14 protein-coding genes are annotated in these 13,151 nt (G+C 45.8%); 1 reads left to right on the top strand and 13 read right to left on the bottom strand.

The features are described from left to right. Window positions 1-275: 275 nt before the first annotated feature. From spoIVA to C5I45_RS08715, 6 genes are all read right to left on the bottom strand, one after another. Window positions 276-1,754, bottom strand: coding sequence for a stage IV sporulation protein A (spoIVA, locus tag C5I45_RS08740; protein ID WP_003153438.1), 1,479 nt, complete (start codon window positions 1,752-1,754; stop codon window positions 276-278). 185 nt (window positions 1,755-1,939) lie between these two features. Then, window positions 1,940-2,674, bottom strand: a complete 735-nt coding sequence (locus C5I45_RS08735; protein ID WP_003153436.1) for a hypothetical protein — start codon at window positions 2,672-2,674, stop codon at window positions 1,940-1,942. A 19-nt stretch (window positions 2,675-2,693) separates the two neighbouring features. Then, window positions 2,694-2,897: a DUF2768 domain-containing protein gene (locus tag C5I45_RS08730; protein ID WP_003153435.1), complete on the bottom strand. Its 204-nt coding sequence runs from the start codon at window positions 2,895-2,897 to the stop codon at window positions 2,694-2,696. 318 nt (window positions 2,898-3,215) lie between these two features. Continuing rightward, complete coding sequence (locus C5I45_RS08725; protein ID WP_003153434.1) at window positions 3,216-4,253, bottom strand: NAD(P)H-dependent glycerol-3-phosphate dehydrogenase; 1,038 nt, start codon at window positions 4,251-4,253, stop codon at window positions 3,216-3,218. Between the two features lie 17 nt (window positions 4,254-4,270). Further along, window positions 4,271-5,581: a ribosome biogenesis GTPase Der gene (gene der, locus C5I45_RS08720; protein ID WP_003153433.1), complete on the bottom strand. Its 1,311-nt coding sequence runs from the start codon at window positions 5,579-5,581 to the stop codon at window positions 4,271-4,273. Between the two features lie 192 nt (window positions 5,582-5,773). After that, window positions 5,774-6,376 (bottom strand): YphA family membrane protein, encoded by a 603-nt coding sequence (locus C5I45_RS08715; protein ID WP_003153431.1) that lies wholly within the window; start codon window positions 6,374-6,376, stop codon window positions 5,774-5,776. A 76-nt stretch (window positions 6,377-6,452) separates the two neighbouring features. On the opposite strand from C5I45_RS08715, the gene C5I45_RS08710 reads away from it, so the two are divergent. Further along, complete coding sequence (locus C5I45_RS08710; RefSeq protein ID WP_003153429.1) at window positions 6,453-6,584, top strand: YpzI family protein; 132 nt, start codon at window positions 6,453-6,455, stop codon at window positions 6,582-6,584. A 34-nt stretch (window positions 6,585-6,618) separates the two neighbouring features. On the opposite strand, the gene fni is transcribed toward C5I45_RS08710, so the two are convergent. From fni to sleB, 7 genes are all read right to left on the bottom strand, one after another. Then, window positions 6,619-7,668 carry a type 2 isopentenyl-diphosphate Delta-isomerase gene (gene fni, locus C5I45_RS08705; protein WP_015388064.1) on the bottom strand — a complete coding sequence of 350 codons (1,050 nt, stop codon included), beginning with the start codon at window positions 7,666-7,668 and terminating at the stop codon, window positions 6,619-6,621. Window positions 7,669-7,682: 14 nt separating this feature from the next. Beyond that, on the bottom strand, window positions 7,683-8,831 hold the full coding sequence (gene rpsA / locus C5I45_RS08700) for a 30S ribosomal protein S1 (protein ID WP_003153426.1): 1,149 nt from the start codon (window positions 8,829-8,831) through the stop codon (window positions 7,683-7,685). 227 nt (window positions 8,832-9,058) lie between these two features. Next, window positions 9,059-9,733: a (d)CMP kinase gene (gene cmk, locus C5I45_RS08695; protein WP_014305316.1), complete on the bottom strand. Its 675-nt coding sequence runs from the start codon at window positions 9,731-9,733 to the stop codon at window positions 9,059-9,061. A 78-nt stretch (window positions 9,734-9,811) separates the two neighbouring features. Then, window positions 9,812-9,988, bottom strand: a complete 177-nt coding sequence (locus C5I45_RS19650; protein WP_003153420.1) for a YpfB family protein — start codon at window positions 9,986-9,988, stop codon at window positions 9,812-9,814. A gap of 46 nt (window positions 9,989-10,034) precedes the next feature. After that, window positions 10,035-10,691: a flagellar brake protein gene (locus tag C5I45_RS08690; RefSeq protein ID WP_003153418.1), complete on the bottom strand. Its 657-nt coding sequence runs from the start codon at window positions 10,689-10,691 to the stop codon at window positions 10,035-10,037. 86 nt (window positions 10,692-10,777) lie between these two features. Next, complete coding sequence (gene ypeB / locus C5I45_RS08685; protein WP_043867251.1) at window positions 10,778-12,127, bottom strand: germination protein YpeB; 1,350 nt, start codon at window positions 12,125-12,127, stop codon at window positions 10,778-10,780. 24 nt (window positions 12,128-12,151) lie between these two features. Next, on the bottom strand, window positions 12,152-13,021 hold the full coding sequence (sleB, locus tag C5I45_RS08680) for a spore cortex-lytic enzyme (RefSeq protein WP_003153416.1): 870 nt from the start codon (window positions 13,019-13,021) through the stop codon (window positions 12,152-12,154). Between the last annotated feature and the right edge of the window lie 130 nt (window positions 13,022-13,151).

Below are 13,151 nucleotides of genomic sequence, written 5' to 3'. Positions count from 1 at the left end.
AGGGAAGAACAGACAAGTAAACGGCTTTTCATAAGAAAACAGACACTTTGAGGAATGTTTGTCCAACAAAGTGAAGATTTTCTGTATGTAGAGTAACACATATAAAAAGCCATATCAAGCATTTTAAAGCCTCAATCCCTTGCTCGTCAAGGTTTTCACGTGTTTTACCGAACAAATATTCCTTTTTTTGCTTTTTTCCTCCTAATCCTTGATTGATTTCCAGTATCTAAAAAGAATAAAAAAAGACCCCCCGTTTCAGGAAGAGGTCCTTCAGCTTACAAAATAATGGCGATCAGGCCGCCTGAGCCTTCGTTAATAATTCTCTCCAGCGTTTCTTTCAGTTTGTATCTCGCATTTTCCGGCATGAGTGACAGTTTTGCGGAGATTCCTTCTCTTACGATAGAGCTCAATGATCTGCCGAAAATATCGGAATTCCAGATAGAAAGCGGATCATCTTCAAAGTCCTGCATTAAGTAGCGGACAAGCTCTTCACTTTGTTTTTCTGTCCCGATGATCGGTGCGAATTCACTTTCCACATCCACTTTGATCATATGAATGGACGGAGCGACCGCTTTCAGCCTTACTCCGAACCTTGATCCCTGCCTGATGATTTCCGGTTCATCAAGGCTCATATCGGTTAAGGCCGGGGCGGCAATGCCGTAGCCGGTCTGTTTCACCATTTTCAGCGCATCTGATACCTGATCATATTCTTTTTTCGCGTGGGCGAAGTCCTGCATTAATTCAAGCAGGTGGTCTTTCCCGCGGATTTCAACGCCGACCACTTCTTTTAAAATCTGGTCATATAAATGATCCGGCGCATACAAATCAATTTCTGCGACACCCTGGCCAAGTTCGATTCCGGCCAATCCGGCGCTTTCAATAAACTCAAATTCACTGAAGTGGCCGACAACCCGGTCGACATCGCGCAGGCGTTTAATATCTTTTACGGTTTCTTTCACTGATTCCTGGTAGCTCTCTCTGAGCCAATGATTTTCTTTCAGCACCATGACCCAGCTCGGAAGGTTGACATTGACTTCCAGCACAGGGAACTCGTAAAGCGCTTCTCTGAGGACGCTTAACACATCTGTTTCCCGCATGCTTTCAACACTCATGGCGAGGACGGGAATATCATATTTCGCGCTTAATTCAGCTCTGAGCGCTTCTGTTTCCGGGTGGTACGGTTTTACCGAGTTGATGACCATAATAAACGGTTTGCCGACTTCCTTCAGCTCGTCGATGACTCTTTCTTCCGCTTCCACGTAATCGCCCCGCGCAATATCGCCGATTGAGCCGTCTGTCGTAATGACGACCCCGATTGTGGAGTGTTCCTGGATGACTTTTCTCGTACCGATTTCCGCAGCCTCATGAAAGGGAATCGGTTCTTCATACCAAGGTGTATTGATCATTCTCGGACCGTTTTCATCCTCATATCCCTTCGCCCCGGGAACCGTATATCCCACACAATCCACAAGACGGATGTTGACATCAAGTCCTTCCGCGACATGAACGGACATGGCTTGATTCGGGACAAATTTTGGTTCTGTGGTCATTATCGTTTTTCCTGCTGCGCTTTGCGGAAGCTCATCCTGCGCCCGCGCTCGGTCGGCCTCATTGCTGATATTCGGGAGCACCACAAGCTCCATAAATTTTTTAATGAATGTAGATTTCCCTGTACGGACAGCGCCAACGACTCCTAAGTATATATCGCCTCCTGTTCGTTCAGCGATATCCTTGAAAATATCGACCTTTTCCAAGTGATCCCCTCCCGGACTTCCTATCCTTATCATTTTTCATTCACCATTCTCCAATCAAATACAGGACACTATATGTGTATGACGTTGTCCTATTTCAATATGACATCTTTAGAAAATTTTCAGGCAGTCTTTTCTATCAAAATCAAAAAAACCTTTCTCCCTATTTGTATGCGCGGGAAAAAGGTTCATTCCTGTTTCGTTTGACTTTCTAAAAAAACGGGTTCCTGTTTTTCATTTACGGTGTATGTGACTGAAAAGGCCGGGACGAAAGGAGTCTCTTTCCATAAAATATCCTGAATTTCCGCGCCCGGTTTGATTTTCTTTTTGTTTTCCTTCAGGCAGCGGGCGAGATCGACGCGATAGTCGGCATAGATTTCTCCGTCAGCGCCGATTAAAAGCGGCAGAGACGTGCCTGAAACCGGACTTTTGACTGAAGGAGAGTCTTTCATGCCGAGCTTTTTTTTATTTAAAGTGAACAGCCCTTTTGAAACAGCGTCCTCATAGGGAGGATATGTATGCTTTTCCTGATACATTTTGACACGCAGCTTCATGTCGCGGATTGCTTCCGCCATTTGGAGATCGACCAGCTTGACGGTCGGCTTATTTTCCACATCGACAAGCACGTATTGGTACATTCCTCCGCTTTCATAAGCTGAGGCCGGCGGCTCCTCGATGTATCTGGGCGCGAGCCGCTTAAAATCTATCGGATATTTTTGATAGAGCGGTGTTTTCATATCTTTTGTCTGAATCGGCAGAAGTCCGCCGTTCGCCTTTTTAAATTCATCCACTGCCGCTTGCACCTGCTGAAGCTGATGTTTGTAAGATACTTTATTTTCAGTTTTTTTTGCTTCAGGGTACAGACAGCCCGACAGCAGAAGCACCGCCATTGCCGTTATGACGGCCATTTTTAACTTATGCATTCCGCGCCCCCTTTTGGCTTTATTCATTGACAGGCCCGCTGAAAACGACCATTAACACGATCAATCCCGAGATGACCATGCAGGCATAAGCGAGTGAAGAAACCGCTGCTTTTATCAGTTTGTTTTTCACTTTGTACCTGCTGACATAAATAGAGGCGACCGCAACAAACATTAATCCCATAGCACCAAGCGCAAACCACATTTTCATCAATGCCACACTCAAGTTCGTGCCCCCCGTCCCATCATTGTAAGCGTTATATTTCATTTTAATATACAAATGTTGAAAAGATCAACAGGTTTTCCATCTATTGAAAAAACAAAAAAACTGAAGCAAAGAGGGGGACTTTGCTTCAGTCAAGTTGACTATATTCACCTGTACGTCTGAGATACACTCTCTTGGACTTCGATGCTATAGTATGCGTAGATGCGTACGTCTGCATCCTCTTCTGCCTAAATCAGCAAATGTTTTAAGCGATTTCAGCCGGAGAGTTCTGCGTTTTGTACTTTCGTCACTTCAGAATATGCTGACGGCATGTTATTGTCACTTCACCCGGTTTTCGAATGTGTTGACCAAGTCTTCCATCTCATGGGTTTTCACTCTGGCCATTAAGGATTCTACGGCAGTTTCTACCTTCTGCCCATTAAATAATACTTGGTGAAGCGCTTCTGTGATCGGCATTTTCACCTGATATTTTTGAGACAGCTGATACGCAGCTTTCGTCGTCCGCACGCCTTCAACAACCATCCCCATCTTATCCAGGACAGCTTCCAGCTTATATCCTTTGCCGAGCAGGTTGCCGGCGCGCCAGTTTCGGGAATGAACGCTTGTACACGTCACGATTAAATCGCCTACGCCGGTCAGGCCGGAAAAGGTGAGCGGATTTCCGCCCATCTTTGTGCCGAGTCTGGCGATTTCAGCAAGACCTCGGGTGATTAAGGCCGCTTTTGCATTATCTCCGTATCCCAATCCGTCTGTAATCCCCGCTGCAAGAGCGATGATATTTTTTAACGCTCCCCCTATTTCAACACCGATCATATCGGGATTTGTATAGACGCGGAAATGCTGGTTCATGAATAAATCCTGAACCGCTTCTGCAGCCTTGATATTTTTTGAAGATGATGTAACAGTCGTCGGGTGTCTTAATCCGACTTCCTCAGCGTGGCTCGGCCCTGAAAGCACGACGATGTCTTTTCTGTACTCCTCAGGCAGCTCCTCCTCCATTAATTCTGAAATGCGGAGAAGCGAATCCGGCTCAATTCCCTTGCTGACATGAACAAAAATCGATTGTTTCGGGATGTACGGCAGAGCCTTTTTCAGCACTTCCCGAATGGCTTTTGTCGGTACTGCCACAATGATGAAGTCAGCTCCTTTTAAAGCCTCGCTTAAATCGGCTGTCCCGATGATAGAACTTGATAGCTCCACACCCGGCAGGTAATCTTTGTTTTCATGCAGTTCGTTGATTTGATCGATCAATTCGGCACGGTGTCCCCACATCATGACTTGATGTCCGTTATCAGCCAGCACTAAAGAAAGTGCAGTGCCCCAGCTTCCCGCTCCAAGCATTGCCACTTTTTTCATCTCTGTATCACACCTTTTTATTTTCTTGCTCTTGCAAATATTTTAATTGGCGTACCTTCAAATCCGAAAGCGTCCCGGATTCGGTTTTCTAAAAAGCGTTCATAAGAAAAATGCATCAGTTCCGGATCGTTGACAAAAACAACGAAGCTCGGCGGCTTAACAGCGACTTGAGTCGCATAATAAATTTTCAGACGGGAGCCGTTGTGCGTCGGAGTCGGATTCATGGCGACCGCATCCATGATGACATCATTTAAGACATTTGTCTGCACGCGGAGAGAGTGATTTTCACTCGCTTTAATAATCGCAGGCATGAGTGTATGAATCCGCTTTGTCGTCAGTGCCGACATAAACAGCACCGGCGCATAATCGAGAAATTGGAAATGCTCCCGAATATTCTGTTCAAATTCTTTCATCGTGCGCTCGTCCTTATCAACGGCATCCCATTTGTTTACGATAATGACGACGGCTTTCCCGGCTTCATGGGCATATCCGGCGATCCGCTTGTCCTGCTCAAGGATGCCTTCTTCTGCATTCAGCACAACGCCGACGACGTCTGAGCGGTCAATGGCTTTTAACGCCCGCAGCACACTGTATTTTTCTGTTGTTTCATATACTTTACCCTTTTTTCTCATTCCCGCCGTGTCAACGATTACAAATTCCTGCTGATTGTAAGTGAACGCCGTATCCACAGCATCTCTAGTCGTTCCGGCTACGTTGCTCACGATAACCCGCTCTTCGCCGAGCATCGCATTGACAAGGGATGATTTTCCGACATTCGGGCGGCCGATCAGGCAGAATTGAACGACATCATCACTGTACTTCGTCTCCGGAATGTTTTTAAAATGCTCGGCACAAGCATCGAGCAAATCTCCCAATCCTAAACCGTGTGTCCCCGAAATCGGATACGGTTCTCCAAAGCCGAGCGCATAAAAGTCATAGATGTTCGCTCTCATTTCGGTATTATCTAATTTATTAACGGCTAATACGACCGGTTTTTTCGTCCGGTACAGTATTTTTGCCACTTCTTCATCCGCAGACGTCACACCTTCGCGGCCGTTCACCATAAAGATGATCACATCAGCCTCGTCCATGGCGATTTCAGCCTGCTGGCGGATCTGTGTCAGAAACGGCTCGTCTCCGATATCAATTCCGCCCGTATCAATCAGGTTAAAATCATAATTCAGCCATTCCGCCGAACTGTATATCCGGTCCCGCGTCACTCCGGGGGTATCTTCTACTATTGAAATTCTTTCACCCGCAATCCGGTTAAAGATTGTGGATTTTCCCACATTCGGTCTTCCGACAATGGCTACGACAGGTTTACCCATAGTACCCTTCCTTTCAATCCAGCCGCTTACATTTTCACAAAAAATTGTTCAACCGGTTATTAAAAATCATCTTCGCTATGAAAAGAACCCTTCAAACAGAAGGGCTTAACTCATTTATTATATCAGTTTTCACTGAGATCACAATGTATTCTTCAAAATGTTTCGCATTCATGTAACAGTCTCCGTCTGTTTTCAAGACATTTTTGTCGCTCCTTTGCCCTGCTTTTTGCTTTTTTGGCTGATGCGCGCCGCAAGCTGTTCATATGTAGTCAGCCCGACGAGAAGAATCACTCCCGCCGAACAGCCTGATAGCCATTTATAATCACCGACGGCTGCTGCCCCCGCAATGTTGCGGATGACCGCAGCATACAATAACTCCCCCTGGCACATGCCGAGAACAAAAAGACAAAGCCTCTCAGGGAACCGCCCCTCAACAGAAAGCGTAATAACGGTAAGCAGTATAACCGCTGCCCATTCAGGTTTTATGATAAACCAAACAGGGTCATATAATGCAAAAAGAAAAATAAAGCCGTACGCCGCAGCCGCCGTCAGATGAATCACAATATGACGGAGCCGTTTATGCATGCCGAGGCTTCCCGCATAAACAAATGCCGCAGCAAAAAACATGACATATGCCGCGTTCAGCGTAAAATAAGCCGTTATCTGATGTATGCTTGCCATCATATTAGTCAAAATAAAGACTGATACGTAAAAACGGCTTTTTGTTTTGGCAAAAATAAAAGTCGCAAGTATCCATAAAAACCACATTGACCAGTAATAATAAAACGGTTCCATAATCGCTCCTCCTCTGACCAGTATGGAGCGGGAACGCATTTTTTAAACCAATTATGCCTGAAAGGAGCGGATAAAAATGGGAAAAGACAGACAGGAGAAAAAACTGAAAGCCTCCCGCCGGGTGGAATCTGATCGCGATGATTCAATTCACCATAAAGGAGCGACGAGCCTTGAACAAAACGGTGAATTCCGAAAAAGAAAATCGTAAAAAACAGAGAAAGGCATGCGGGTTCGCATGCCTTTTAACGTCTGCTGAAACGGGATGTGTCAATCCCCCGTTCCGAAAGCCAGTGATGTGTGTCACCTTTTATGACCAAAGGCGCCTTTTGCAATTGGGCAACCGATTGGCATCCGAGGGCGGTCATAATCATTTTCAGCTCTTGTAAAAGCGCCGTCATCTCGTCAAACAGCCCCTCTTCTCCTTTGGAGGTGAGAGCTTTCAGGAAGGTGCCGGCCATTCCCGCGCCAGAAGCGCCGAGGGCAATTGATTTGGCAACATCCAGGGCACTTTGCAGCCCGCCGGATGCGATAATTGATTGATCAGCGGAGAGCGAGTGGATTTCCGCTAAGCTTGCGGCAGTGGAAATTCCCCACGTATTAAAAAATTGAAGCGCCTTCTCTCTGCGCATATTTTCAATCTTAGAGAAATTTGTACCGCCGTATCCGCCGGCATCAACTGCTGCCGCACCGGCATCAAATAACTGCCGTGCCGATTCCCTGCTCATTCCGAAGCCGACTTCTTTGACAAAAACGGGAACTCCCGCTTCCGCCGCAATCCGCTCAATACGGCCGAGAGCGCCGGTAAAGCTTCTGTCTCCCTCTGGCATGACGATCTCCTGAATCACATTTAAATGAATCTGGAGGGCATCCGCTTGAATCATATCAATTGCCCTTTTTGCCTGCTCGGCATCCGCCTCGCTGCCTAAATTGGCAAATATCAGCCCGTCCGGATTCTCTTTTCTGACGATCTCGTAAGAATACCGTTCGGAGGGATCTTTTAAAGCCGACATTTGCGAACCGACAGCCAGCGGCATGCCGGCTTTGCGCGCGGCTCTTGCCAGCGATCTGTTAATTTCGTATGTAAGCTGTCCGCCGCCGCCTGTCATCGCATTGATAAAAATCGGCGAACTGCTTGTGAGTCCGCCGATTTTCGTTGATATATCCACTTTTTCCAATGCTAGGTTCGGTAGGCTGACATGAACAAACGTAATATCATCAAGCCCCGTTTCCCGGTTTTGGCCGGTAGACAGCGCATGATTTATATGTTCTCTTTTTCGTTCTGCTCGTGTCACGTTTTATCACCAATTTATTTTAATTTATTAAGCTTGTCTCCGATTAAATCGCCAAGCTGGAAGCCGGTGCTCGGCTCTTCTTTCGCCTGGTATTGACGGAAGTCCTCCTGATCGGCTTTCGGCGCTTCTTCAAGTTCACGCATGCTTAAGGAAATGCGCTCTTCGCTTTCGTTCACGTCCAGCACTTTCACTTTAACAGTCTGTCCTTCTTCAAGCACTTCATGCGGGGTTCCGATATGTTTATTGGAAATTTGCGAAATGTGCACAAGTCCTTCCACGCCCGGAAGAATTTCAACGAAGGCGCCGAAGCTTACAAGGCGCTGCACTTTTCCTTCAAGCACATCTCCCTGTTTTACCTTTTCGCCGATCTGGCTCCAAGGTCCCGGCAGCGTTTCTTTAATAGATAAAGAAATACGCTCGTTATCGCGGTCTACGGACAGCACTTTCACTTTTACGTCCTGACCTTCTTCCACCACGTCAGACGGTTTTTCGACGTGTGAATGAGACAGCTGCGAAATATGAACAAGCCCGTCAATTCCGCCGATGTCGACAAATGCGCCGAAATCAGTCAGACGCTGCACTTTTCCTTCAAGCACGCTTCCAACCTCAAGCGTTTGGAGAAAATCATGCTTTTTGGCTGTCTGCTCTTTTTCCACTACAGCCCGGTGTGACAGAATCACCCGGTTTTTATCACGGTCGAGTTCAACGACGATAAGAGAGAGGGTTTTCCCTTTATAGTCAGTGAAATCCTCGACGAAATGAGCTTCGACAAGTGATGCGGGAATGAAGCCGCGAACGCCGATATCAACGACGAGACCGCCTTTCACCACATCTTTCACTTCAGCTTCAAACACTTCTTTTGTGTCGAATTTTTTTTCAAGGTCTTCCCAAGCGCGGTCAGCATCAACGGCACGTTTAGATAAAATCAAAGCATCGTCTTCCACTTTTGTTACTTTCAGGTCAAGCTCGTCGTCAACTTTTACGACATCCGATGCTTTCTCTACATGAAGACTTGATAATTCACTGATTGGAATGATTCCGGACTGTTTGACATTGACAATTTCGACATCTACATGCTTGTCCTCTACCTTTGTCACAATCCCTTTTACTACATCTCCAACCTCTGGCACTTGAACATCAATTTGATTCATTTCCTCTGTCATTTGAATAACCTCCTTGGTCCAAACCTACACAGCTTAATTAATACGGTTTGAAAGCTGAACATGTGAATGTCCGCTTTTCAGCCGAATATGTATTAAAGAATCATCCAAAAAAGATTTTGAATGATCAATAAAAAGTTTTATTAGTATTAACTTCTAATAAAAGGACTGGTTTGTCAAGCAATAACATCTTGTCTTTTGAAAAAAATTAAAAAGCGCTCCGCCCGAAGTTAACGTGATTTCTGTTCGACGATCTCCAGAATTTTTCCTGCAACTTCGGCAATGCTGAGTGACGTCGTATCGATTTCAATCGCGTCTTCCGCTTTGCGCAGCGGGGAAACTTCCCTCTCTGAATCGAGTTTGTCGCGTCTGGCAATTTCTTCAATGAGCGTCTCGTAATTCACGTCATAGCCTTTTTTCTTATTCTCTTCATATCGGCGCTTCGCTCTTTCCTCTACGGACGCGAGCAGAAAAATTTTCACTTCGGCATCAGGCAGCACGTGAGTACCGATATCACGGCCGTCCATGACGACACCGCCTTTTTGTCCGAGCTGCTGCTGTCTTTTGACCATTTCTTCTCTGACGCCTTTATGCTTGGCGGCGATGGATACTTGGTTGCTGACTTCGTCTTTTCGGATTTCTTCTGTCACATCTTCTCCGTTTACGAGAACGATTTGTCCTTCCGGAGCGGATACAAGCTCAATTTCCGTACGCTTCAAAAGTTCTGTAAGCGCGGCTTCATCGGTTAAATCGGCATTCTGCTTGAGCGCCGTATATGTAATGGCACGATACATCGCCCCTGTATCAATGTACACATATGATTTTTTCTCAGCTACTATTTTAGCAACGGTGCTTTTTCCGGCAGCGGCCGGCCCGTCGATCGCAATTGATAATTTCTTGTCCATAATCTCTCTCCTTGCTCTTTACTCCTCTATGGATTGTATCATGAACTGCCGGAAAAGGGGCGAAAAAATTGAGCTGATTTACCGCTTTACCGTTTCAATCCATTCTTTTTTCTCCATTTTATCAACTCCCTCATATTTCACAGCTTTCGAAATATAAGGTTCAATAGGCTGATAATGAAGCAAAAACTGCACCGCGCCCAAAATTATAAGCTGAATGCAGACCAATTTGACCAGCAGACGTTCAAACGTTTTCATACACGCGCACCTCCATTAGGATTAGTATGGAAAAGTGCGCTGCTGTTTATTCCGACAGACTGTTTCTTCTCTGCTGCAGCTGCGCGCGCATACAATATTGGAGTAAAAGCTGCTGCGCTGCGGGGCCGATTTCTGTAAATTCAAGCGTCATTTTTTGTTTATCCGCCTTTTCATCATAAAAAATCCGCTGGGTAAGAGCCTCGGCCGTTATATCCGCCCCATTTTCCTTGCCGGGAAGAGAAAATGAGACATACAGCTTTTCACCTGGTTCCGCGGAAATATGCTCAGGCATCACAACAGCGATTCCGCCGGCGCTGATATTAGAGGAAACCGTTTGAAAAGCGGTTTTTTTCGCTTCCAATTTGACGGATACATCCAATACTGCGTCTGCACGGACGTATCGGCGTCTTTGAATCCGCTTCATTTCCTCCTGAGGGGGGATGTCCAATCCGATCATCGGGATGGGTTCTTTTTTCTTTCCTTTAATTATGCTTTTAAATTGATACGGTACTTGGCCATTCCCCATAAATTCCGCTGTTATTTCCAATCCTTTATGCAAAAAGACCGTCCGTCCCGAATCCAGATCGACGGGATATGAGATGTGGAGTTCGCCGTTTTCAACGCTTACTGCTTTACTCCTCGCTTTTTTGGGCTCATTGTTCTCTATGTATTCAATCCAAATATAATCTCCGACAGCTATCATGGCCTTCACTCTTTCATTATTTATGCTTTTATTAAAGCATGTAATGAAAAAAAGGAAAAGACTTTTAGTCCTTTCCTCCTTTATTTTTATAGGTCTTTATATATAGGCTCTGCGCTTTTTAATTTTTCTATTTTTTCCTCTTTTCCGTCGTCCGCATTAATGAACATTTGATACGTGTCTTTCCCGATCGTCCCGAGCATTTCGTAGCAAAGCACTTCCTGACCGAGTTCATTCGTGATCAGCGCCTGCCGGGTCTCCCGCACTTCAACATTTTTATTTAGCTTCGCTTTCGCTTCATCAGCTGACAAAGCGGGAGCCGGAATCGTTCTCGTGCGGTGCGCCGCCAGGTAATCACGCGCGGAAAAACCGACGACTTCACCATCATCCAGCGCCACTTTCATTCGGATGGCTTCCGGATAAATGCGGACGTTTTTCTCCACGGGAATAAAAGAAAAGACGCCGATGTTATTATATTGCGCGCTTTCATCAATTTCGAGGCCTTTTGTTTCATATCCGTTTTTCTTTAAAAACGCGACGGCCCGGTTAGATGCTTCATTGAGGCTGATCTTTTGTTTCTTCACGCCCCGTTTTTGAATCAAATAGACAGGATGTCCCCCTTTTTGGGTAATATCCATATAGATAAAAGATTTGTGATCCGCGTCATTCATGCGGATACTGTATACATCCCGATTCGTCTTCCGGCCGCTTTTGACCACTTTAATGGAATAATTATGATCAGGCGCAAACCGTTGTGCGATTTTTACCGCTTCTTTTTCCGTAATTTGTTTTCCTTTCAGATGCGTAAAACCTTTTCGTTCTGTATTTGCTCCCGTAAATGTGGGGCTGATGCTGTCTTCAGAAAAAGCGCCTACATTTTTTTCGACTGTTTTAAAGCTGTCGACGATCGTATTATCGCTTTGTTTTTTGTCAGAGGCGAGCGCCATCTCAACATCCATCCACCGTAAATTTTTGCTCATGACGAGATGCTGAACGCTGCGGAGCTGGTTTTGAATGTTCTCGGCCTGTTTGTACAGGCTGTTCAGTGTTGTATATTCTTTCTTATCAAGCGGTTTTTGGTCTAAATCCCGGACGGATGTTTTATAGCTGAAATCTCCTATATTGGATAAAAACTCCTCCGTCTTATTAAAAGGCATGAGAGTCAGGGGCAGCTGGCTCACATTGTTATGTGCTTCAGATGTAATTCTCCATACATCAATGAGCGCCGGAGACAGAGATTTTTTACTGTTCATTGCAAGCGTCGTCCCGATTTTGTCGTGAAGCTGATCAACATGGTACGTCAGTTCATGAAAAGCCCTCTGATAATTATTTTCCGCGTGCAGAAGGACCGCATCTTTTTCCTGATGCTCTTTATATCCCCAGTATCCGGTTGCGGCGATCGCGACACCGAGAACAGCGATAATGATTCCTCTAATCATGTTAACACCTCATTTTGCGTACTTTTACTCACAGAAAATGTGCTTTCCGATTCTTTTAATCTGCGGACGTCCCCAAATCCATTTGCTTGTCGCCGTATCAGGATTGAAATAATAAAGCGCGTTTTCAGAAGGGTCCCATCCGTTGATCGCATCAAGAACCGCTTCTTTTGCTCTTTCATTCGGCTGCATGTATATTTGGCCGTCGGCAACGGCGGTAAACGCGAGCGGTTCGAAAATGACGCCGGCCACCGTATTCGGAAATAACGGGCTTTTAATACGGTTTAAAATAACCGCGGCAATGGCAACCTGTCCTTCAAACGGCTCACCGCGCGCTTCCCCGTACACAGCCTGCGCCAGAAGATTGATGTCGTTGTTTGAGAAACCGCCAGGCATATTGGCCGCTGTCGTATTTTGCTTTTGATTTGACTGACCGCCTGTATTGTTTTGCGGCTTTTGAGCAGGCTTATTCGTTTCCGCAGGCTTCTGCGCTCCGGCTCTCGGTTTTGTTTGGTTTTCCAATGGGACGTTGCCATAATGAGTGAACGTATTCCCTTTTTGGATCTGCTCCATTACATATTCACGGTAATATTTTGATTTTGAAATCAGCACCTGTTTGGTTTTCGCCCCGACGAGGCCGTCAACCGGCTTCATGCCGAATTTCTCCTGAAAATTTCTCACGGCCCAGTATGTGGTCCAGCCGTAAACACCATCGATTTTCCCGTTATAAAATCCGTTATATTGAAGACGGGCCTGCAATTCTATAACATCATCACCCGTCGCGCCTCTTTGAATCACTTGATTTGAAAACGCATGAACCGTTTCATGATGATCGAAGAAAGCGGCGGCGAAAGAAAATAGAATGAGACATGCCATAAAGGCTCCTTTGCACTTCATCTCTTCAAGCCTCCTACTGCAAAATTTAAAGTGTACCCGTATTGTCTGTCACGCGGATATTTTTATACACCGTTTCCTTCTTATCCCTCATCAAGGCATAAAAAAAGAAACCGCACGCGATGCGCGGTTT

The sequence above is a fragment of the Bacillus sp. ZY-1-1 genome (genome assembly GCF_003047165.1).
Lineage (GTDB): Bacteria > Bacillota > Bacilli > Bacillales > Bacillaceae > Bacillus > Bacillus velezensis.
This window is presented reverse-complemented; position numbering and strand designations above follow the sequence as displayed.

Bases quoted from the DNA above. Each gene is read 5' to 3' on its own strand.
- C5I45_RS08735 (WP_003153436.1), bottom strand. From the start codon at position 2,674: ATGCATAAGTTAAAAATGGCCGTCATAACGGCAATGGCGGTGCTTCTG.
- C5I45_RS08725 (WP_003153434.1), bottom strand. From the start codon at position 4,253: ATGAAAAAAGTGGCAATGCTTGGAGCGGGAAGCTGGGGCACTGCACTT.
- der (WP_003153433.1), bottom strand. From the start codon at position 5,581: ATGGGTAAACCTGTCGTAGCCATTGTCGGAAGACCGAATGTGGGAAAA.
- C5I45_RS08715 (WP_003153431.1), bottom strand. From the start codon at position 6,376: ATGGAACCGTTTTATTATTACTGGTCAATGTGGTTTTTATGGATACTT.
- C5I45_RS08710 (WP_003153429.1), top strand. From the start codon at position 6,453: ATGGGAAAAGACAGACAGGAGAAAAAACTGAAAGCCTCCCGCCGGGTG.
- rpsA (WP_003153426.1), bottom strand. From the start codon at position 8,831: ATGACAGAGGAAATGAATCAAATTGATGTTCAAGTGCCAGAGGTTGGA.
- cmk (WP_014305316.1), bottom strand. From the start codon at position 9,733: ATGGACAAGAAATTATCAATTGCGATCGACGGGCCGGCCGCTGCCGGA.
- C5I45_RS19650 (WP_003153420.1), bottom strand. From the start codon at position 9,988: ATGAAAACGTTTGAACGTCTGCTGGTCAAATTGGTCTGCATTCAGCTT.
- C5I45_RS08690 (WP_003153418.1), bottom strand. From the start codon at position 10,691: ATGATAGCTGTCGGAGATTATATTTGGATTGAATACATAGAGAACAAT.
- ypeB (WP_043867251.1), bottom strand. From the start codon at position 12,127: ATGATTAGAGGAATCATTATCGCTGTTCTCGGTGTCGCGATCGCCGCA.
- sleB (WP_003153416.1), bottom strand. From the start codon at position 13,021: ATGAAGTGCAAAGGAGCCTTTATGGCATGTCTCATTCTATTTTCTTTC.